This is a genomic window from Candidatus Methylarchaceae archaeon HK02M2 (assembly GCA_024256165.1).
GTDB lineage: Archaea > Thermoproteota > Nitrososphaeria > Nitrososphaerales > JACAEJ01 > HK02M2.
Window position 1 is genome coordinate 1 of the sequence record JAKLZG010000076.1, and the last position, 21723, is coordinate 21723.

27 protein-coding genes are annotated in these 21723 nt (G+C 37.6%); 8 read left to right on the plus strand and 19 right to left on the minus strand.

The genetic code is table 11. From position 1 onward, the window contains the following. The 3 genes from L6N96_06090 to L6N96_06100 all read left to right on the plus strand — a co-directional run. Positions 1 to 514: hypothetical protein (locus L6N96_06090; protein ID MCP8323726.1), on the plus strand; the 514-nt coding region annotated here is incomplete at its 5' end. Positions 515 to 559: 45 nt separating this feature from the next. After that, complete coding sequence (locus tag L6N96_06095; GenBank protein MCP8323727.1) at positions 560 to 1153, plus strand: hypothetical protein; 594 nt, start codon at positions 560 to 562, stop codon at positions 1151 to 1153. Positions 1154 to 1201: 48 nt separating this feature from the next. Continuing rightward, positions 1202 to 2230, plus strand: coding sequence for an MtaA/CmuA family methyltransferase (locus L6N96_06100; GenBank protein MCP8323728.1), 1029 nt, complete (start codon positions 1202 to 1204; stop codon positions 2228 to 2230). Positions 2231 to 2383: 153 nt separating this feature from the next. Here L6N96_06100 and leuS read toward each other — a convergent pair whose 3' ends face one another. Next, a complete protein-coding gene (gene leuS / locus L6N96_06105; protein ID MCP8323729.1) occupies positions 2384 to 5305 on the minus strand; it encodes a leucine--tRNA ligase in 2922 nt (973 codons plus the stop codon). Positions 5306 to 5331: 26 nt separating this feature from the next. Then, positions 5332 to 8073 (minus strand): alanine--tRNA ligase, encoded by a 2742-nt coding sequence (gene alaS, locus L6N96_06110; protein ID MCP8323730.1) that lies wholly within the window; start codon positions 8071 to 8073, stop codon positions 5332 to 5334. 133 nt (positions 8074 to 8206) lie between these two features. On the opposite strand from alaS, the gene rpl12p reads away from it, so the two are divergent. Next, positions 8207 to 8527 carry a 50S ribosomal protein P1 gene (rpl12p, locus tag L6N96_06115; GenBank protein MCP8323731.1) on the plus strand — a complete coding sequence of 107 codons (321 nt, stop codon included), beginning with the start codon at positions 8207 to 8209 and terminating at the stop codon, positions 8525 to 8527. 17 nt (positions 8528 to 8544) lie between these two features. Here the strand turns inward: rpl12p and rplJ are convergent, their stop codons facing one another. The 6 genes from rplJ to L6N96_06145 all read right to left on the minus strand — a co-directional run bounded on the left by rplJ (position 8545) and on the right by L6N96_06145 (position 12062). Next, entirely contained in the window at positions 8545 to 9501 is a 957-nt protein-coding gene (rplJ, locus tag L6N96_06120) for a 50S ribosomal protein L10 (GenBank protein MCP8323732.1), read from the minus strand. Positions 9502 to 9504: 3 nt separating this feature from the next. Further along, entirely contained in the window at positions 9505 to 10149 is a 645-nt protein-coding gene (locus L6N96_06125) for a 50S ribosomal protein L1 (protein ID MCP8323733.1), read from the minus strand. A gap of 152 nt (positions 10150 to 10301) precedes the next feature. Beyond that, entirely contained in the window at positions 10302 to 10673 is a 372-nt protein-coding gene (locus L6N96_06130; protein MCP8323734.1) for a DNA-binding protein, read from the minus strand. A 103-nt stretch (positions 10674 to 10776) separates the two neighbouring features. Then, positions 10777 to 11268 (minus strand): 50S ribosomal protein L11, encoded by a 492-nt coding sequence (locus L6N96_06135; protein ID MCP8323735.1) that lies wholly within the window; start codon positions 11266 to 11268, stop codon positions 10777 to 10779. 119 nt (positions 11269 to 11387) lie between these two features. After that, on the minus strand, positions 11388 to 11861 hold the full coding sequence (locus L6N96_06140) for a transcription elongation factor Spt5 (GenBank protein MCP8323736.1): 474 nt from the start codon (positions 11859 to 11861) through the stop codon (positions 11388 to 11390). 18 nt (positions 11862 to 11879) lie between these two features. Further along, positions 11880 to 12062 (minus strand): protein translocase SEC61 complex subunit gamma, encoded by a 183-nt coding sequence (locus tag L6N96_06145; protein MCP8323737.1) that lies wholly within the window; start codon positions 12060 to 12062, stop codon positions 11880 to 11882. Positions 12063 to 12149: 87 nt separating this feature from the next. On the opposite strand from L6N96_06145, the gene L6N96_06150 reads away from it, so the two are divergent. Further along, the gene (locus tag L6N96_06150; GenBank protein MCP8323738.1) at positions 12150 to 12959 is read left to right on the plus strand and encodes a hypothetical protein; all 810 of its coding nucleotides are present in this window, start codon (positions 12150 to 12152) and stop codon (positions 12957 to 12959) included. 14 nt (positions 12960 to 12973) lie between these two features. Here L6N96_06150 and argF read toward each other — a convergent pair whose 3' ends face one another. The 9 genes from argF to L6N96_06195 form a co-directional block, all read right to left on the minus strand. Continuing rightward, positions 12974 to 13915: an ornithine carbamoyltransferase gene (gene argF / locus L6N96_06155; protein MCP8323739.1), complete on the minus strand. Its 942-nt coding sequence runs from the start codon at positions 13913 to 13915 to the stop codon at positions 12974 to 12976. Positions 13916 to 13980: 65 nt separating this feature from the next. Then, a complete protein-coding gene (gene ftsY / locus L6N96_06160) occupies positions 13981 to 14892 on the minus strand; it encodes a signal recognition particle-docking protein FtsY (GenBank protein ID MCP8323740.1) in 912 nt (303 codons plus the stop codon). Positions 14893 to 14941: 49 nt separating this feature from the next. Beyond that, positions 14942 to 15370, minus strand: coding sequence for a prefoldin subunit alpha (gene pfdA / locus L6N96_06165; GenBank protein MCP8323741.1), 429 nt, complete (start codon positions 15368 to 15370; stop codon positions 14942 to 14944). 49 nt (positions 15371 to 15419) lie between these two features. After that, positions 15420 to 16040 (minus strand): translation initiation factor IF-6, encoded by a 621-nt coding sequence (locus tag L6N96_06170; protein MCP8323742.1) that lies wholly within the window; start codon positions 16038 to 16040, stop codon positions 15420 to 15422. Between the two features lie 162 nt (positions 16041 to 16202). After that, positions 16203 to 16472: a 60S ribosomal protein L31 gene (locus tag L6N96_06175; protein MCP8323743.1), complete on the minus strand. Its 270-nt coding sequence runs from the start codon at positions 16470 to 16472 to the stop codon at positions 16203 to 16205. Positions 16473 to 16487: 15 nt separating this feature from the next. Beyond that, entirely contained in the window at positions 16488 to 16643 is a 156-nt protein-coding gene (locus L6N96_06180; protein ID MCP8323744.1) for a 50S ribosomal protein L39e, read from the minus strand. Between the two features lie 7 nt (positions 16644 to 16650). Then, positions 16651 to 16935: a DNA-binding protein gene (locus L6N96_06185; GenBank protein ID MCP8323745.1), complete on the minus strand. Its 285-nt coding sequence runs from the start codon at positions 16933 to 16935 to the stop codon at positions 16651 to 16653. Positions 16936 to 16945: 10 nt separating this feature from the next. Then, positions 16946 to 17404 (minus strand): 30S ribosomal protein S19e, encoded by a 459-nt coding sequence (locus tag L6N96_06190; GenBank protein ID MCP8323746.1) that lies wholly within the window; start codon positions 17402 to 17404, stop codon positions 16946 to 16948. A gap of 119 nt (positions 17405 to 17523) precedes the next feature. Further along, on the minus strand, positions 17524 to 17826 hold the full coding sequence (locus L6N96_06195; GenBank protein MCP8323747.1) for an RNase P subunit: 303 nt from the start codon (positions 17824 to 17826) through the stop codon (positions 17524 to 17526). A gap of 36 nt (positions 17827 to 17862) precedes the next feature. Here L6N96_06195 and L6N96_06200 point away from each other — a divergent pair, with 36 nt between their 5' ends. Both L6N96_06200 and L6N96_06205 read left to right on the plus strand, forming a co-directional pair. Continuing rightward, entirely contained in the window at positions 17863 to 18567 is a 705-nt protein-coding gene (locus L6N96_06200; GenBank protein ID MCP8323748.1) for a ribosome biogenesis protein, read from the plus strand. Positions 18568 to 18641: 74 nt separating this feature from the next. Further along, complete coding sequence (locus L6N96_06205) at positions 18642 to 18920, plus strand: 30S ribosomal protein S26e (GenBank protein MCP8323749.1); 279 nt, start codon at positions 18642 to 18644, stop codon at positions 18918 to 18920. A 59-nt stretch (positions 18921 to 18979) separates the two neighbouring features. Here L6N96_06205 and L6N96_06210 read toward each other — a convergent pair whose 3' ends face one another. After that, positions 18980 to 19546 carry a CDP-alcohol phosphatidyltransferase family protein gene (locus tag L6N96_06210; GenBank protein MCP8323750.1) on the minus strand — a complete coding sequence of 189 codons (567 nt, stop codon included), beginning with the start codon at positions 19544 to 19546 and terminating at the stop codon, positions 18980 to 18982. Between the two features lie 719 nt (positions 19547 to 20265). Between L6N96_06210 and L6N96_06215 the strand changes: the two genes are divergently transcribed. Further along, positions 20266 to 20706, plus strand: a complete 441-nt coding sequence (locus tag L6N96_06215; protein MCP8323751.1) for an SRPBCC family protein — start codon at positions 20266 to 20268, stop codon at positions 20704 to 20706. A gap of 74 nt (positions 20707 to 20780) precedes the next feature. Here the strand turns inward: L6N96_06215 and L6N96_06220 are convergent, their stop codons facing one another. Then, positions 20781 to 21449, minus strand: coding sequence for an MBL fold metallo-hydrolase (locus L6N96_06220; protein MCP8323752.1), 669 nt, complete (start codon positions 21447 to 21449; stop codon positions 20781 to 20783). Positions 21450 to 21723: the final 274 nt, after the last annotated feature.

Genomic DNA, 21723 nt, shown 5'->3' on the forward strand with positions numbered 1-21723 from the left:
AGTGCTCTGGATAAAGATATTATCTCAAGAAGATAAGGAGAAGATCCTTCAGATAGAACAGGAAGCTGAAAAACATGTTCTTTTTGGATTAGGAAAAGGTCTCAATACTGGTTTAAGAGAAATTTTGAAGAGAGACATTATAATTGCTATAGGTAATGATAATGAATTTGAGTGGCCACCCGAATCTGCAATACAACTAGTTTCTGATGGCGAAGTAATAGGAGAAGAAATAAAGTCTCCAGAAAAAGCAAAAGAGTATAAAGAGCAAGGACACGTTATTGCTGGGAACCTAGTTATCTATAGGGACAAGACCCGATCTGTAATGAGAGCAAGGAATTTTACTGTAGCCTTTCCTCCAATGTCGTTCAAACCTTTTGAGAGTATTAGCGAGTTTACTGATGTAATCTCTGCAAGTCCTTGTCCCCCATCACATTTGTTTATTTGTGAGAAGATGGGAAAGGAAGAAGTACCTGGTACGATACTGGTTGGCTTTAACATTAAAAAGAAAGAGTGATTTAACGCAATAAGCTTATTTAAGAAAAATTTCATAAAATAATCTATGAAAGAGGACCCTAATATCTTCGTTACTCTTACTAAAGATGGGACGACATTTTCGGTTTTTAGAGGTCATGAGGATGGTTTTGATAGTGATTTCTTCATAAAGGCTTCAGGTAGGCTTAATTTTATCAGGGGCATCCAGTCATTTGATGCTTACCTATTAAAATCCAGCTCATACTTTATGATGCTGAAGTATGTTTTACGTGGACCTTTTACTGTAATTGAGGAAGGTGAAAAGTATCTTTTCGAGCCTTCAACTAATGGATGGTCGGTCAAACATGAGGATATTAATTTTGAACTGAATGGAGAAAAGGAAGTTTTGGACATAATCTCGGCTACAACTAAAGTCGAAGATGTCTTAAGAGCTCAAAAGGTAGATGAACTTATGACAGAAGATTCGAAAGAGGCATTATCTGCTCTCTCAGAGATGATGAGTAAAAATATTTTCGATGACAAGAAATTCGGCAAGATTGAAAAATATGCGGAAGAAACGAACGATGAGAGAGTCAAAGATATGTTAAGAATTGTTCAAAAACATTTCCGAAAAACATCCCATTCTAAGGATTCTAAGGTTGATATTCGTATCATTGAATAAAGAAAAAACAATAAATACACTGGTAGTACAGCATATCTTGGTGAGCATATGGGAGAATTTAGTCCGAAACGAAGGGTTTTTGCCGCGTTATTAGGTGGAAAGGTCGATAGGCCACCTATCACGTCACTTGCAGGCTGTGGAGGGACTGTAAATCTAGATATACAAAAGGCTAGTGGGATAATGTTTCCAGACGCCCACAGAGACCCTGAAAAGATGGCCAAGCTTGCAATAGCAGGCTATGAGATGACTGGAATTGAAAATGTAAGAGTTCCTTTCGATTTCGTTATAGAACCCGAAGCGATGGGATGTCATATCAAGTGGCCCGATAACCCAGTTCTTGTTCCCGCAACACTTGAACATATATATAAAAAACCGGAAGACCTTAAGATGCCAGACAACTTACTCGAGGCTGGAAGGATCCCTGTTCTATTGGAAGCTATTAGAATTCTCAGAAAAGAAGTTGGAGATTTTCTTCCCATCTCAAGTCTTGCCCTCGGACCATTTACCCTAGCTGGGGAGCTTGTAGGAACAGCGGATCTCATGATGATGATAATAAGAGATCCAGAAAATGTGAAAAAGTTCGTTGAATTCTCTACAGAATTTATTATAGAATTTGCCAAAGCCCAATATCGTGCGGGCGCCGATATAGTGCAGATCGGAGAGCCTACTGCATCGGGAGATCTTATAAGTCCAAAGATGTTCCAAGAATACGCAAAACCAGCATTGATGAGAGTCGCTGATGAGTTAAAGGGAATAAGACTTTTACATATCTGTGGAAATGCCACACCGATGATAGCCGATATGGTCGAATGCGGTTATGATGGGATAAGTATTGAAGAAGCCGTCGATATCAGTAAGGTCAAACCTTTAGTGGGTGATGTAAAAATTTTAGGCAATGTGTCTTCAAAGGGCCATATGGTGATGGGTACTCCCGATCAAGTAAAAGAAGAGACCATAAAAGCTCTTGATGCTGGTGTTGATCTGCTAGAGCCAGGATGTGGAGTTTCACTACCGGCTCCGCTTGATAATGTAAAGGCTATGGTCGAAGCAGCAAAAGAATGGGCTGCTAAGAAATAACGAATAATAAAGTAAGATAAGATAAAATAAGATAAGCAATATCTTCTATCGACAAAAGGTTGGACTAAGAATTTTCTTAGAATCCACCCTATCTATTTTTATATATTTATCCAAAGAATTTGTATCTAATATAAACGAATATCGTGTGTAATATCAACTTACGTATATGGCAGCCCTATATGGTTGAGCAAACTTCGCTCTTGCCTTTGGGTCGAACTTCTTACTATCCTCTTCACTGTAAACCTGAACCTTAACATCCATTTCTTTCTCTAGGAAGTTAGAACCATTCATCAAGGCTCTTGATTCATCTATCCTTTTGACCTTTAACCTTCTTTCCCTGAGATCAGGAGGCATCTTCCGAACTTCATCATAAATCTTCTGAACAAATGTGTAGAGCTCTTTACCAATCTTCTTCATATTCGAATCTACGGTCAATCTTTTCATAAGCCCACCAATATCCAATTTGCCAATATGTAAGATTTCAAGGACTTTCAAATAGACGTCCCACTTCCATTCAGCAGATGTATAATAGTAAATTTTTTTGGGCGTGATCTTGGTAACCTTGATGATATTTGAAGTATCTTCTAAAGTCCTCATGATCATCTCCTCTATCTCTTCAGCTTTTTCATCTACTTTCCTTTCATCATAAATTGGCCAATCAGCAATTGAAACCAACCCTTCCTTGCCCATCTTTTCCCAGATCTCCTCACAGATGTATGGTATGAAAGGTGCCAAAAGTCTGACCTTTGTGTCGAGAAGAATTTTAAGCACTCTGAACATCGCCTCCTTCCTATGTTTAGATGAACTCACCATAGGACTACGCTTCAGATACCATTGTAAATCTCGATCAAGCTCAAAAAGTGCATAATTGATTGCTTCCCTGACTCTTAGCTCTTCCATGGCCTCGGTCGTAGACTTTATCGTCCTCTGTAGCTTTGTGATCATCCATCTATCTTCCGTTGAAAATTCGACATTTTTGGAATCACTTTTCAGACTGATCACTTCTAAGGCAAAATTATAAAAACGCTCCAGTCTTCCATGAAGACTCTTTGCCAATGTTGGGCTGAAGTCTGCATCTTGTAATAGCTCTGCTGTTGAAAGAATAGCCAACCTTGAGCTATCTGCCCCGTACATCCTTATGGCTTCACGCAATGGGATTATATTACCGAAGGATTTCGACATCTTCTTTCCCTCCATCAAAACACTGCCATTGATTACTATCTGTTTAGGCCATAAATCTCTGGGGAAGATTGCTGCATGGTTGAATATGAAGAATGTTAAATGGTTGGGGATTAAATCCCTACCGGAATGCCTGCTGTCTAATGGATAAAAATACATGAATTCATCCCTTATTCTCTTAAGAGATTCGGTATCAATCTTGGTTGTTTTTCCAACTTCTTTTGCATTACCCTTACTCAAAAATACATAATCGAAGAAATCGTCTGTTAACTGATCTGGATTAATATCATACAAACTGATATACTTTGAAATTGTGTAGTAAGCCATGTATATTACAGAATCCGACAGGCTCTCTATGATCCACTCCTTATCCCAAGGTAGTCTCGTACCCAATCCTGATTTCCTTGCACATGCCTTTTGCCTTAACCACCTTGTAGTGTATTTGAATTCTGGTATAAGATCTTCTGGCACTATACTCATATTTTCTAGACAATCTTCAGCAAGATCTTTCCAAGATTCATCACCATAATTTATGAACCATTGATTTTCAAAGATCTTCACAATACATTCTGTTCCACATCTACACTTGATTGGCCTGTTGAGAATCTCGTAAAAAATTTCGCCTTTATTTGATTTGAGAATATCTTCTTTAACTCTTTCTTTCGCGATAGCAACTGGCAATCCTGCATAGTCTAGGGTGTTGGTTTTCATCAGACCAGAGTGGAACTCTCTGCTGTAAACCTCTTCTGTAGCTTCCTCGAGCTTTGGGTGGTCTTGGCTATTTATCCCCATCTTTTTGATAACGTCAAAAGCTGGAAGATCGGAATAACCTTCAAGTTCTATTATTGAGATAGGTGAAATAGAATCTAATAACTTTAAATCAATATCATATAATGCCAATTCTTCAACTCTTTTTTTAAGGTCTTCTAATGCTTGATAATCATAAGGTGCATGTCCAGGGACAGACATGACAACCCCTGTCGCATTCTTTGGATCAACAAAAGATGCAGGCAATATTGGAACCTTTAGTCCTGTAAGGGGGTTCTCGCCCCACTTACCTATCAGTTCGCTCCCTCTTACAACCTCGATCTCTTCAACTTTGATTTTAAGGTAAAGCATCTTTTTTAAACATTCTTTGCTTACTATCCAATCTTCGCCATCTATTCTAATCTTGACATATTCAGCATTAGGGTTAAGCCAAATGTTGGTAACACCGAATACAGTCTCAGGTCTCAAAGTAGCGGCTGGAAGGATGTATCCGTTTAGAAGGAATTTTATGATTACGAATTCTCCTATCTCAGGCTCTACGTCACCAATAGTATCATGTTGACCGACTGGATTACCGCATTTAGGGCACCATCCTACGGGATGGCTACCTTGAACTATGAAGCCTTTTTCATATAGTTTTTTGAACTGCCATTCAATAAATCGGCTATATTGCGGATCTATTGTTGTGAACTCTCTGCGCCAATCGATAGAATACCCAATCTCCCTCATACCCTGCTTTATCTCTTCGTGGAAGTATCTTGCAATCTTTAAAGGATCCTTGAACTCTTTTATCTTCTCGATGGGGACTCTGTATATTTTTGTAAATGTTTCTATTAACTCATTGTCTCCCTCAGCCAACCTCTTCGACATAGCCAATATTGGAGTTCCTGTATAATGAAAGGCCATAGGAAGCAAAACATTTTTCCCACACATCCTCATATACCTTGCATGGACATCTGCAAGAGTGTAAGTACGGCCGTGCCCTATATGTTGGGGGGAATTGGGATATGGATAAGCCACTGTCAAAAAATATTTGTCCTTTTTTAAATCGATATCAGCCTCGAATATATGAGATTCTTCCCATATTTTTCTCCATTTCTCTTGTATAATTGTCCAATCAAGTACCATTTACTACACCTAACTTATTGCGAGGATTATCCATTATTGCTGTGTTCTCTTAATGCCTCTTTTATATATGAAAATAAAGTAGATTCTACATCTTTAGCCTTATTGATTAGGGGTCCACCACCTCTTCCGAATCTCATATCTCCCCCTCCTGAACCTCCTATGGTACTAGAAATCCGTCGAGCCAACTCTCTTGCCTTCAACCCCTTTTCTTGGGCGTTTTTACCACAGAATACTATCACCTTAGCAACTTTGCCTTCTATTACTGTTGCACAATAGATCAATGATGGATTAATCTTGATACATTGTTCACCTACCATTATCTGATATTCTTCGCCCAGATCATGATCTAACTCATAGTAGACTTCGATATCAGAAATTTTAACTGCTTTATCCATTATTTGGGGTTTTGATAATTCAGCAATCTTTTTCAGCATTATCTTTTGTTTTTTCATAACACTTTCACGATCCATCATAAGTTTATTTACAGAAGCAACGATCTTATCTTGTGGAGTGCATATGTAGTGAGATATTTTAGATATGATATCTTCTTGAAGTTGAATAAATTTTATTGCTGGTTCACCTGCAAGGAACTCAAGCCGTTCGACACCATCTTGAATACGTTCGACCTTGATTATCTTTATCAAACCAATATCCCCAGTCCTTAAACAATGAGTGCCACCACACGCCTCAATGTCCCAATCTCCTATCTTAATGACCCTGATCTCTTTTCCAGGAACGACCCCTCCTTGATATAAACGGAAACCATACTTCCTCTCAGCGTCATTTCTTTGAAGATACAATACTTCGACGGGAATATTCGAGCGAACGATCATGTTGGCCTTGTTTTCGATATCGATTACTTCTTCCCTAGTTAGATGAGCATAATGAGTAATGTCGAGCCTACTCTTATCGATATCTTTTTGTGCACCCGCCTGCCAGACATGCTCTCCTAAGGTATAGCGGGCAGCACCGTTAAGGATATGAGTTGCTGTATGATGGATCATCAAAGCTCTCCTCCGTTTGGCATCAACTATGCCCTTGATTTTAGCACCTTTAGTTGGTAAAGCTCCTTTTATCTTATGAAGTGATATAGACCCTACCTTAACAATGTCTATAACCTTGGATTTTTTTCCATCCCATATAATTGAACCGCGATCGCCTAACTGCCCTCCTCCTTCTGAGTAAAATGCAGTTCTATCGAGAATTACGAAGTTCTCATCCACTTTTAGAACATTGGCTTCAAACTCAAATTGATTCACATCTTTATAATATAATAGTTCAGTATCTGGAAGATTATCGATCCTATCCATAAGCCCTTGCTTTCCATCTCGAGGTCTCATCAATTCAGATTCCGACTTTTTCCTCACCAAAGTGGAGAAGAAATCTGATGGTATCTCTACTTTCACTCCTAAATCTTTTGAAAGTTCAGATACTTGTTGAGGATGGAGTCCGTGGGATTCGTATAACTCTTGCAAAATATCTATAGGGACCGTTGATCTGCCCTTAGATTTCAAAGTCTTGAGTTTCTTCTTAGCTCCACTATACTCCCTCTCTAAAGTCTTTACATATTTCTTTATTTCAACATCAGCCAATTTTATAATTTCATCCCTCATTTCCATAATATGAGGAAATTGAGGCGACGAATGCTTTATCTGCATCTCGATGATATCAAAAAACATATTCTGAGCATCATATAATGAGAGTAACCTATAGGCACGCCTTGCTAGCATCCTAGCAAGGTATCCAGCTTTAACATTCGAGGGAACTACACCCTCTGCAAGCATAAAAACGAGAGCCTTGGTATGGTCAAGTATTGAAGTCACTTTTTCAAAAGGCATTATCATTCTCTTTAATTCTTCAACCTCCATCCCTAACCGCTCCGCTACTAACCCCCTTGCTTTGAAGGCACCCGATAACTTGCTCGCTTCTAAGAGAACCTTTTCATCGATTTTTCCACCTATTAAATTTAAAGTCTTATCAAGAATGTTCCCAAAGATTACATGAAAAGCTGTAGGGGTACCCATAGATAACCAAGCCCAACGCTCTATACCATATCCCGTATCTACAGTCTTCACAGGTAAAGGAATCAGATTCCCATTCTCTACTCTGTAATACATAAAGACTAAAGTTGAGATCTCTAACCCCATTACATTGGGTTCGAGATCTGGGCCTGCATTTCCTCCTCCTGACCAAAAATGCTCCTTATAGGTTACTAGATCGCTTGCTACCCCTAATTTCTCAGTAAGTAATTCATGGTGGTACCTTATCGTATCATCTTTCCAATATGTGAATTTGTTTGGATAATTAAAGGCATGAGCGCCACCCATCTCAAATATTGTTAGATGACGTCCAAAATTAAGGCCAACATTATCTATATCCTCAAACCTTAGGCATGGCTGGCTTACTACTAACGGATTTGCAGGAGGTGGCATCTCCCCATTCGTAACGTAAGGTTGGAAGTCTACTATGCTGGCTATCGTGACAAGCAGATCATCTCGCCATCTCGCTACAACTGGGTAGGGATTTATCACAGTATGTGAATTATCCTGAAAAAACTTAAGAAAGATATTTCTCATTTTATCTAAATCAGCCCTTACCTTTGCAGGAGATTTGCCGATAAACTCATTTTCAACACATGGGAACTCCATACATAAATCCAGATCATGACGCTGAGTCCAGAAGAAAGAATCACATGCATTACACTTTTTCCTAATGAAGTCGTTCTCTCTCATGAACTCTATATCGAACTCATCGCTTTTTAGCGGCATCTTGTAGTTATGAGTCAGTTAGGGCTTACTTAAAAATTTCAAGTATTGATCGAGATTTTTAAAATGAAATCTTATCTCAAAAAAGATATGTATAAATACTAAAAAATTAGCTGTATAATGTTCAGTGGTACAAATGGAGTATGTCTACGCAGCTTTATTACTTCATAAATTGGGAAAGGAGATAAACGAAGAAAACATAAAGAATGTCGTAAAAGCAACTGGTGTCGAACCTGATGAAATCAAAGCGAAAGCCTTGATTTCAGCTTTGAGCGAGATAAATATTGAAGATGCTTTGAAAGGTGCTCCGACTACTATAGTCTCCCCAGCTACTACAACCCCTGTAGAGGCTACTGAAGAAAAAAAGAAGCCAGAGAAGAAGGAAGAAGAAAAAGAAAAGGAAGAAGAGAAGAAGGAAGAAGAGAGCCTAGAAGGTCTATCAGCACTCTTTGGCTAGATCCAAGACTTTTTAATTTATTTAGATTCGTCTGGATGGGTGTACCCCTTCCCCTCTAATTCTTTATACAAAAACATTGCTTTTTCGCTGCCCTTTGAAAGAAGAATACTAATCGCGTCTTTACCAAAGTAGCCCGATTTCATTGCTAATAACATAACTTGATTGTTACCTTTCACTAAAAGATCGACAATCACATCTTTGCTCATATAACTTGCAGAAATTGCTAACGTTCTTGCCTCAAATTCAAATTTGCTTATAATAAGAGGTAAAGTCTCTTTTGTTAGGTAAGATGCTGCTATAGCTATTGTATTGACGTTGTGATAGGCCTCTTGTATCTTTCTTCGATGTTCGTCAAGATCAAGCTTTATGTCTTTCTCATATAACATTAGGCCATCATACCATGAAGCATATAGTGAAAGTCCCGCTCTTATGGGCTTCACCCCTAACCTTGATAATAAACTAGCCAATTTTGGTGAAATGGCTTCTCCTTTTTTAATTGCCACGGTATCTTTCAATACCCATATACTGCCAGAATCTATCTTTGCAGGTACTTTCGCCTCCTTGAACTCGCTTAAAACAGGACCTGGAGGAATACCAGTATTTCCTGCAGGTATCATTATATCATCAGTCGCTATATCGCCAGGTCTTGCCTGCAAGTTGACCCTATTTTTCTCAAACATTATATCCAGTTGAAAAGGGTCTATATCCGTGAAAATCAAAGCGCTTTGACCTTTGAGTTCTTCAGTAAATTTTTTAGTTAAGTTCTCTTTTTCAAGAGCTATTGAAGCTATCTTGTTTTTTACTACTAATATCTCCATCTCATTTCTGAATTTTTTCCTTAACTCCATAAGTTGAGCTGCCCTGATCTTGTAGAGACTTGAGATCGCAATACATTTGTACTTCTTTACGAGGGTCGCAACTTCCTGCATTATTCTTTTCTTTTTAACTCTACCGCTTCCTACCGCGACTTGCAACTATCACACCTCTATAGGAAGCTCAACAGTCGGACCCATCGTAAGTTTTACCTCAAGATTTTTAATATTTTTGGAGCCTAATGGAAGTTTCTTCATAACTGCACCTATAACAACCAAAGAATTTTCAGCAATCTTATCATCTTCCATCTTTTCATCACCAATCTTACATGTGATGCTGAGTTGATTTCTAGTTCTAATCCTCGTAGCAGAACGATATTTTGTAATCATTTCTTCTATTGGGGTATTAGGAAGAAAAGGGGAAGGCATTTTACCTTTGGGTCCAAGATAAGGTCCAAATATTTTACCTATATGTGGCATCAAAGGTGCTTCGGCCAAAAAGAACGTATATTTCTGAGAAATTTTCCTCACCTCTCTTTTTAAAGTAGCTAATTTATCGAGTTCATCACGCTCTATAACTCTGTCTGCACCACCTCTCTTCGCCTTTAAAGCCATTCCACTAGATGCAAATACACAAATGGTGGGGGGTCTTGTAAAAGTATGAGGCAAGAATATTCCCTCATTAATATTGAACTCTTTTTTCTTTGTATCTATGTTGTGGAGAGAAATGATCAACTCTAAGGATTGAATAAAATTCCTTTTTTTTGCGCTCTCCTTCGCTTTCTTTATCATCTCACTAGATTGTGACATAATCAATCACTAAGACTGTTTTATATGGCTGTAGATGCCTGATCATCTCTTTGTTATAAGGTTTATCAAAGCGAATTTATTCATTCATAAATAGGGAAAAAAAGGACCCACTAATGTTTATGTGAGCCCATTGTGTTATTTGTAAGCTATTTTTACTTCTTGCCTACTATGATTTCGATTGTAGAGACATTCCTCATGTCTTCGCCAGTACCTAGTACTTCTGTATCTATCGCGATGTCCTTTACTGTAAAAGCTTCGTTTCCTAACCTTTTAGTGACAATTTCTGCCACATCAACAGCTCTTGAAATAGCCATTCCTCGAGCCTTCAGGATTATTTGTTCGCTATTTGTGAGTTGGATCAAAGCAGATGTAGCATAGCTCATGACAGGCTTCTTTCCAACGTATATATGATTTGAAGGTGCCCTTCTCTCGGGGGCTTTCTCTTGGGTAGGTGTTTCTGCTGTTTCAGTAGATGTTTCTGTTGGTGTTTCAGCTTTATCTTCAGAGTTGCTTAGATATGCCATTTTAGATTCGCTCCAATGGAAGAAAGAAAGAGTTCTATATAAAAATTTACCGAATTTAACTATTTAATCAATCTATGAATTTACCGAATTTAACTATCTCTAACTATGTAGACTCCTCAATAACCTTATCCCAAGTCCCTTGACTGATCTCCTTTTGTATTTCTCTGGGGTTTTTATCTTCTACAGATACCCCCATACTTATACATGTCCCTACTACCTCTCTAATTATAGCCTTCAAATTCTTGCCATACGACTGTTGTTCTTTTGCCCTAGCTATATCTATCACTTGTTTAAAGCTTAAACTGCCGACAAAATCATCCTTTGGTGTGCCTGAACCTTTTTCAATTTCAGCCTCTTTAACTATCAAAGCAGCTGTAGTCGGAACACCAACCTCTACCTCAAAATCTTTCGTATCAATATCAACAGTTATTTTCACGGGGACCCTCATACCTGAATAATCTTTTGTTGCCTCGTTAATCTTATTGACTATCATCATTACATTCATACCATAAGGTCCAAGTGCAGGACCTAGTGGAGGACCTGCCGTTGCCTTCCCACCAACTATTAAAGCATTAACGACTTTTTTTTCACCCAAAGCTATCTCCTTTTATCTAAAGTTCTTTTTGTATTATTACCTATCGATAAGCCATTCTTAAAGAATTTGCTTATAAATATATACTGAAAACCAGACCTGATTTCCTATAAGAGTACAGATTAGATTTCTTCATTTTCCGAATGTGATAATATTTTTAGATAATTAACATCTATTGTTACAGGTAGCTGATATGGGACATCGAAAAGAATAATTGTTGCCTCTGATCTAGATACTTCTATTCGATTTATCTTCGCCTTCATCCCCTTGAAAGGACCTGCAATTATCTCGACAATATCGCCTATGGATAATTCGGAAATTATAGGCTTAATAATAAAGAATTTTTCAATATCTTCATGTTGTATCATACCTGGAACTTGACCTTTTACATGCTTCAGACCAGATACAGCCTCATTGACGACTTGTGCATTATCTGCCTCTAAGAGAATATATCCCTTTATATCATCTAAAACCATTATAGCGCATATTGGTAGCTTTCTTACAGATACTCTATTTGTCACGAGTTTGGCAACTATCTTTTCTTGGCCTCCTGTAGTTTTAACAGCATATATTTTACAGTTCGACTTTTCACTCATTTTCGGGTACCCCGATAATTAAAAGAATAGTCGGAACGCAGATCCTATTATTTTTATTATGAATCCTATAGCACCTACGGCTGCAATACCTATTACAGTTAACTTAATATATAAACGAAACTCGCTCCAATCAGACTTCTTAGTAAGTTTGAGCATCTGTCTCGTAGACTTCATAAGATTTAATATACCCAAATCTCTCATCAAATTAACCATACTTGATTTTTTAAACTTTTAGGTGGATTAATCAATCTTATAAGAAAGGCTACTACTGTTTGAACTAGAAAAGTTATGGTGAGTTTCATTATAGCATCTTCCAGCAAAGATATAGCTAGCCTTAAAATCGCTGAATCACTGATAAAGAAATACGATCTAAAAGAAGGCAAAGAGAAATTCGACTCTTATCCTATCTTTTGGAAAGATGATATAAAGTTGGTCAAGGTAAAGCCTGATTTGATCTTCTCAGATCATTTAGGCGGGCTTTCAGCAGATGTGTATATATTCGTCTCGCGACATAAATCTGAGAGCAAAATGCCTTGCCTAACTGCACATTTTCCAGGGAACTTTTCTCATGATATTTCTTATGGAGGAAGATCGAAGGAATTAGCATATACTTTTCCAAGCTTCCATAAAGAATACATCAAAAAGTTATGGCTGATGAGAGAGTCTGTCCCTAGCTACCAGATAGTGACTGAACCAATGCATCATGGACCGACTTCTCTTCCTAAACCCGTTATATTCGTAGAGATTGGCTCAACAGAAAAGGAGTGGAAAGATACAAAAGCTGCAGAAGTAGTATCAAAAGCTTTGATAGAGGTTATCGAGGCTATGCCTAAATACAATAAAGTTGGGATAGGTTTTGGTGGGACTCATTATTCAAGAAAGTTTACGAACTTATTAATAAAATCTGAATTCGCCTTAAGTGCCATTGCTCCAAAATACGTTCTACCTTTCATAGATGAACGAATATTCAGCCAGATGGTTCAAAAAAGCTCACAAAAAGTTGGATATGCATTTCTTGATAAAAAGGGTTTAGGGTCAGAAAAGGCAAAAATTATTGAATTAGTTACAAAAGCTGACCTTGAATTAATTAAAATATGACTTCTTTATTCATTCTAAATCTCTTCTTCATCTAAAAGTAGATAGCAGAGTAGCGCTTTTTGAGAGTGAAGCCTGTTTTCAGCCTCATCCCAAACTACGGATCTAGGACCATCTATTACTTCTGATACAACTTCTTCTCCCCTTTTTACAGGAAGACAATGCATGAATATAGCATTGGGATCTGCTTTTTCCATCATTTCTTTATTGATTTGAAACTTTGGCAGAAATATCCTTAACCTTTTATCCCTTTCTTTATCCAAACCCATAGAAACCATCGAGTCCGTTATAACACAGTGTGCATCTTTGACGGCGCTTTCAGGATTATCTGTTATCTTTATCTTTGATCCTGACTTTTCTGATATCTTCAAAGCATTATCTATTGCCTCTCTTAAAGGTCTGTATTGTACTGGCGTTGCAATAGATATATCGATCCCCATCAAAGATGCACCTATGAGCCAGGTATTACAAACATTATTTCCATCTCCCACCCATGCTACTTTTAACCCTCTCAATTTACCCTTTACTTCAAGAAGAGTTTGAAGATCGGCTAAGATCTGAGCAGGATGGTAGGAGTTACTCAATCCATTTATTACAGGGACTGATGAAACTTTTGCTAATCTAACTACATCATTATGGCTATGAACTCTAGCCATAATTATATCTACGTATCTTGAGAGAGTTCTTGCAGTATCTTCTATAGTTTCTCCACGATTTAATTGAAGATCACTTGAACTAAGGTTGAGAGCATAACCTCCGAGTTGAAGCATAGCAACTTCGAAACTGACCCTTGTTCTTGTACTCGGCTTTTGGAAGATCATTGCTAAAACTTTATTTTTTAACATCGATCTTAAGATTCCCTGTTTTGCCTCTTTCTTTAATAATATGGCTAGATCAAGAATCTTCTGAATTTCTTGTGAATTCAATTCAAGTAGTGACAGAATCGAACTACCTTTCATCAACACTACCAAACATTTTCGAATATTATGCTTTAATATAGAGATTTCTTATATTATATTAAAGATTATTTACCTTCAAATAGAGAGGATATGAAAGAATCCACATTAAACTGGGCCAGATCATCATAGCTTTGCCCATTACCGATATAGATTATCGGCCTACCAGTTACGTATTGAATAGATAGTGCTGCCCCACCTTTAACATCAGCATCAACCTTAGTCAATACAGTTGCATCGAAGTTTGTAAAAGCTTGAAATTCTTTTGCTTGGGATACAGCATCATTACCAGCCAAGGCATCACCAACAAATATTTTTAGATCAGGCTTTACTACTCGAATTATCTTGGACATCTCTTCCATCAAATTCTTACTAGTCTGCATCCTCCCTGCTGTATCTATGAGGACAACATCTTTTTTGTGTGATTTTGCATATAAAACTGCATCTCGGGCTACGGCTGCTGGATCAGCGCCATATTTTTGCATGATGACTTTGACGGATAAACGCTCAGCATGTTGAGTGAGTTGTTCGATTGCACCAGCACGGTAAGTATCAGAACAAGCCACAATTACTGTAAAGCCCGCCTCTTTAAGCAGGTATGCGAACTTAGCTATTGTAGTGGTCTTCCCAGTACCATTTATTCCCAAGAATACAATTATGAATGGCTCTTTAACAGCCTTTTTATTCTTGATCATCCCAATCAGATCGATTTGGCTTGTTCCCGAAAAGACATCTTTTATCACTCTTATCAAGCGTTCTCTGATACGTTCTTCAGAGTTCTTAAAACGTTGTACTTTTGTGCCTACTACTTCATTCTTTACCTTTGATGACAATTCCACTACTACTTCATGGGCTACCTCACTCTCAATCAAGGCTATCTCGAACTCCCAAAGGACTTTGTCTGCCTCATTATCATCAAGTGTACGTTCTTTGACAGCTTTATTTAGCCCTTTTATAGCAGAACGGAGTTTTTCGAACATTATTTACTTTTTTTTCAATTGAAATATAAACATTATATAATCTTAACAATTATGACTGTTGAGATCTTTTCTGCTTTTCTACAATGCTATTTATTGTAACTCTGTTTTCATTTATCTTACTGGCCAAATCCGACTTTTGTACTTCGAAATTTTGTATAGCACTCTCAAATTCCTTTATCCTCTCTTCCAAGAAATCCACTGTTTCTTGTTTTGTCTTTTCAATCACGACCCCCGCACCCACATTGATAATAAGCTTGTCGAGAGGGGGTGTAGATGCCTCTAAGAATACTCCGCCTCCAATCGGCATGAGTACCTCAGAAGAACTACTACTTGAAAATCCTTTAATTGCTTCTAGAGCTGATCGACTCTCAATAATTGCCCTCGCAACAACAGACTCACGTACGTCGATTTCTTTAAGATATCCTTCTAATACCCTCAGCTCTAATACTAAAGATTGAAGTCTTTCTTGTTCACTCAATAGGTATTCACCATTAAAAATTGATATTTAAAATATAAATATTCATCGATCAGACTTTGAGGATTCGGCTTAACATCGATAGCTCAGGTCCGTTCGTAAGATTTCCTACTATAGCGTTTTTTGAATTGGCTATGATACCCGAGGATACATAAGGAACACCGCTATTAATGGTCGAAGGTTCAACATCGACTTTAAGAATATCTTGAACTCTCTTAACTTCATCTTCAGAGGCATGAGGATGAATGACTGCGCCTTTATTTGTTGCAACAGCCATTGATCCGACTTGGTAGTAATCTGCTATACTCATTATATCTATTGGCACATCAAGGACATCAGCTACTAATTTGACTGAAATTTTCGGTAAAACCTCAGATAATAAAGCACCATTATCATTAACGACTATAAGGTTTCCTATCGATGTGTACTTTGTATGCACCCTACCTATAGTCAGACCAGTCTCTCTTTTTATCTCTCTTATCTCCTCATCTTCTGTAAGCCTAGAGACTAATATACCATTGTTATTCATAGCCACAAGAGGACCTATCACCCTTAAACCACTGATAGATGTTTTAACAGGTTCTACGCTTAAAAAAGAAGAGAACTTGGAAACCTTTGTTTTCGATAATCCTTTAGGAATTAAAAGAAAATTGTCATTGCATTTGGTGAACATTCCAATATTCGGATTTCGGTATATGTCTAATAGGTAAATTGCCAGTCGCCCAACAGCCTCCGTTCGTTTTCTCCAATTTTTGAGTTTACTTTTATCTTTTTTTATTCAGTAAATGTGTATTAGTTCGTTTACAAATATTAGTAAATTGACTTCAGAATTCATTTACTCTTCAGTCGGTAGAGAAATTGTTACTATTCCTTCTTTGTCTTTAACCATCTTGACGGTAATCTTTCTTGGAGGTTTTTTTATACCCCTCTCCCATATCTTTTCGTTCACTTCTTGGGATATTTTTATAATTTGGGACTTCATGTGCCTTGTCGCAAATTCTTTAATGATATTTATGCTCCTTTTCGCCCTTCTATACCTCGGTGTATTCAGAGCTCTCCCTAAAGGAATTATGTAAATCCTTTCCAGAATTTCATTCTCCGCCAAAGATATTATCACACTTTATGCCTTGAGCCTCTTCCTCCGCCACGATCTTCGCTTAGGATTTGTACGCACCTTCCTTCCCGTTTTGACTACGACCCAGGTAGGAACTGGGGAGTTTTGCTTTGTCTTCTTCATCAACCTTCTTTTTAGCGCAGATGGTTTTATCGACCCCATAGATTACTCAAATCCACCTTATCTTGAAATCTCTTTTTGGTTGTTGAATCTCTCTCAATATTCCCTTTAGCTCTTCATCTGAGATAGCCCTATTAATATCTAATTCGGAGACAATCTTAATGACATAATTTTCTGCTATATCAGCCAATTCTGGATTTACCATCCTGATGTTCGCCAACCTCAAGCGTGCTTTTGATGTGAGCAGAGTCCTTAGCAATGTTTCTTTCATAATTTTCTTTTTCTTAGCTTCTTCAAGTTGAGCTTCATCACCAGTTTTAATGTTTTCAGCCATCTTCACCACCTCATGTATACTTAGCTAGAGAAGGGTCCACTTTGACAATCTCCTTAAAGATTTCTGTGCTAAGCCTATCCAATAATGCTCTTCCTTGACTCGTTACTATGCGACCTTTGTCCCCATGTTTTTTAACAAGATCGGATGCCTCCAACTGATGTAAAGCCTTTCTTATTGCTGAGCCTCCTCCATTTCTATGGTGAGAAGGATAGTATTTGACACTTTTCCTCCCTCCATACATCGACCTCAGTTCGCTCAGTCCTATAGGACCATGTATGTAGACCTTGCGTAATAATGAGGCGCAACGAGTATACCACCAATTCTTATCCTGAGGCTGTCTCTCTACATGGGATCCGCTCTTCACATAAATGGCCCATGCTGGAGGTGAAACTTGAGAATACCTTCTCTTCAACTCTTCAGACAACCTTTTTATTAGCATATCTTGAGGTACATCGTATACTACAACCAATTTATCTTCTCAACACCCTATGGATCAAACTCATGAGCCTTTATATGGACTGTATTCTATAATTACACATATTTAGGTTTTAATTTAAAGTTTAGGGTTATTTGAAATAATACTCGTAACTACGATCCATCAATTATTTTACGATATACATGGCCACATTCTAGGCAAATTATACATATTGCTTTAGTTTTACTTATTAATCTTACACGAGCATTTATACCTGGTACTATGAACCTTTTGCATCCTTTACAGAAAAGCTGTCTCTTCTCATAAGGTAACCTGATATTCAACTTGGTGCATAAACGCCTTGCTATCGATGCTTGCCTTTGAGCTAAATCCATGTTTTCTCTAGCATTTTTAAAAGCGTTATCTAATAGTATCTCAACTCTTTGTAAAGCAAGGTCTTTTCTATTTGCACGCAAACTTCAAAAATTATAAAAAGGAGCTAAGATAAAAAATTGACTCTAAACTTGAAGAAAACACTCGTATTGATTCTTGTTGAGACTGCTCTAGAGCTAGTCCCCTACGAGCTTTGGAGACACCCATCAGTTTTGAAACACGCTCTGTCTAAAGGAAAGGATGTTGGAGAGTTGCTTTTAGATCGAAGTTATCATCATGCTGCGATGTTGAAGCTAAAATATTCTGAAAGAAGGGGAAGACCTGATATAGCCCACTTCTCACTGCTAGAAGCAACTTCTTCCCCACTTTACTTAAGAGGTTCTATGGATATCTATATTCATACAATTAAAGATAATGTTATAAAATTAGGTAGTTCTGTAAGGCTTCCGAAATCGCACTTTCGTTTTAAAGGTCTTATTGAGCAGCTGTTCAAAGAGAAGAAAATAGTAACGCCAGATAATCAAGTCCTACTTAAAATTAAAAAACAATCTTTTAAAGATTTGATAGATGAGATCAAACCTTCTGTTACCATAGGCACCTCAAGATTAGGTAAGAGGAATACATTTGAGGGAGTTGCCAAAGAGTTGGGAAAATACCAGAAACCTGTATTAATAGTTGGAGGTTTTCCGAGAAGTCATTTCTCCCCCGATATTTCGTCCAATTTCAATCAGCTCTACTCGTGCCATACTTTACCTCTTGAAGCTCATGTAGTGATTGCAAGGATAGTATATGAGTTCGAAAAGCTCTTAAATAGTTCCAAATGACGGTTTTTATATAGGTTTTTAAAAAAAATAATAACTTTTTAAGGAATGAAAAATAAAGAGAATGTGATGGTATTTTGCCTAAGAAAAGAAAGAGCGGAGGCAGAACAAAAGGGGGAAAAGGCCACTCGGATTATGTTCACTGTAGCAAATGTGGTTCGTTGTTACCGAAAGACAAAGCAAAAAAGTTTACTTCAAGGGTAAGTCTCGTCGACTATTCATTGTCTAAAGAGCTCAGGGCTGCAGGGGCATATATATCATCGCCTAAAACCGTCAAGTATTACTGTGTATCTTGCGCTATTCATTATGGGCGTGTAAAAGTAAGGGCAAGAAAGGATCGTCGCTCATATCGATAATTGAGTATCTAGTATGAATCTAATCTATCCGTTATTATTGAAGTTCATTTCTCATCATCTTATAATGCTCTTAATACTAGAGCAACCCTTTGTAAGAAAGTAATGAGAGCCAATACTAAAACGATTATGACTCCATAATTAACATAGCCTAGCATACTTGCAATAGAAAGTACCAGTATCCTCTCAGCTCTTTCACCAATGCCCTTCCCCGAAAGTTTTATGCCTAAAGACTCTCCTCTTGCTCTTGTGTAGCTCACAAGTAGAGAAATAGACAAGGCAACAATAACGATCAAAGCATCTATAAATCCGCCCAATAGAATCCCGATAAAAACAAAAAATTCTCCCAAGCGATCAAAAGTAGAGTCTATAAATGCTCCTCTTGAAGAGACTAAGTTTGTAGCTCTTGCAACAGAACCATCTACTATATCTGCAAAGCCAGATGTCAGTAAAAATAGTCCACCATAAAAACCATCAAGAAAGAAGATTCCTGAGTAAGCCAAACATGAGAAAAAGGCGATTATGAGACCAAGGGATGACCAGAAGAGTGGAGGTAAACCGATCCTAGCTAGGTGTATGCCGAGCCTTTCGACCAAGGGCTCAAAAATCTTCCTAAACTTGTTAAGCAAAGCTTTACCTTATTTCTTATTACTTAGATATATAGTCTATCAGTTTATGCTTTGAAATCAACCGAAAGAATAATAATCTTTGGCGAATTCAGAGTCAAGCCTATATCTAAGTATTCTATTATAAAATACGGGTAAACTTGGGCAAAGTTCAAAAAGGTGTCATATGCTCAATAGAAAATTGCGATAATAAAGCTATTCGATCTTTAAGCCAAGAAAAGTTTTCCTCATCTGATCTACATATTAAAACAGAAAGAAGGAAGGTTTACCTCTGTGAAATTCATTATAAAATATGGAAGAAAAACTTAAAGAAACAAAAATTATATGGCACAACACCTTTTAGAGACCTTCGGTGGGGTGCCTAAAGAAAATAGTTGGTTGGGATTTTTCAAAGTATCCTGAAGATCGGGGATGGGGATCGGGCCTCTATCCCATCGACAGGAGAAACGGGGATTTAATAATAATTGTGAGGAAAATTCAATGATAGTGCTTCAAATCGATTTTGCTTTGGATCACGATGGAGTCGAGGTTTTACTGTAAAATCTCGAGGCGGTAAGAGAGCAATCTTCCTCCTGGTAAAAAAGGACTCTTGACGATGAGGTGCATTTGGGCGATGACGCTTTCGTCTCCACTAATTTGATGTTTAGATTGTATTAACTATTAAATATTACAATAAGAGATAATTAAATAGTATAACGGAAGGAGGTGATATTTTGACAAGAATGGAAAGGTCAATTGAAATTAGAGCTTCTCCTGAAAAGGTCTGGGAAATGCTTTTTTTGGACAAGCTTACAGAATGGGTACCAGGATACCAACGTGATCTAAAGAGCGTGGAGTACACTTCCGAATTGCTAACTTCAGAAGACAAGTTAAAAGTGGGTGCGTCTGCTCACGGGATACCTAAAAAGAAGGGCGAATTTAATTTTGAGATCACTGAGAGTCTTAAAAACCAGAGGATGGCATATCGTTTATCTGGTTCACTAAACGTGCTTGTAACTAATATCTTAGAACCCATAGGAGAGGGAACTAAATTCACCTATGTATACGAATATGAAATGCCATGGGGGATTTTTGGCAAGATTGCCGAGAAACTACTGATTGGTGAATTGAAAAAAGAGTCTGAGATTTCGTTAAAGATCTTGAAAAGTATTCTGGAGAAATAGTTAGCTAGCTTTCGCTCATTTCTGAGATACTTTGCTAACATTATATTGTGGTATACTTTATCAAGTAGTACTAACTAATTTTTTATGAACAACTCCATAGGGAATGGTTGGCCGTGACTTGGGTATACGGTGTTGATTTGAAAACGTTTCAATTTTTCGACACTTGCATTCAGTTCATCCAAGTCGTCGATTATCGTGTTCTTCGCTGGTTTGTCCGTGTTAACGAGTAGGTCACCACAGAATAGGTCACCATTAGTTGTAAGAATACCTATTGAGCCCTTTGAATGCCCCGGAATAGCAAGAACTTTAGCGTCAAATCCATATTTCGAGAAATTGTATCCCTCATCTATATAGAAATCAGGTTTAAACCGGTCCGATTCACTTAACCTAAAAAATAGCTTAAACATTATTCTGATGAGAAGATACTGTTTATTTCGATTCCATAACATATCTCCATGTTCGACCATTCCAGAATCGACCTTGTGCATGGCTATTGGTGTACCGAATTTGTTCCGAAGATACGCTGCGTTATCGGAATGATCAAAATCACCATGAGTTAGTACAATCAACGCAAGATTGCCTGGCTTACAGCCTGCGTTTTCCAGTTCTTTTTCGATTGTATTGCGTTTGTTTGCCGTACCCGTATCGATTAAGACAAATTTATCGCCTGTTCTGACAAGGTAGTAGTTGACAGTGGCATTAAAGATAAACGTCGTAGTGAGGATGCTGATCTCCACAGTCATTTGAGCCTCCTATCTTCAAGCCGTTGCATCCAATCAACTCATGCAAAGAGAAAATCAAATAATTACGATAATGATATTAAACTTTTTTTGAAAACTCAAGGATCTGCTGTAACAACTACATTAACAATTTCTTGTTTATTTTGATTCATATATTATCAACTAATTGGTACAATGTTCTTTAACATCATTTCTCTTTCTATATAGTCTGGACATAATGACGCCAACTTGCACCGGAAATTCTTGGAATGATTAAATTCTGATAAGTGAGAAATCT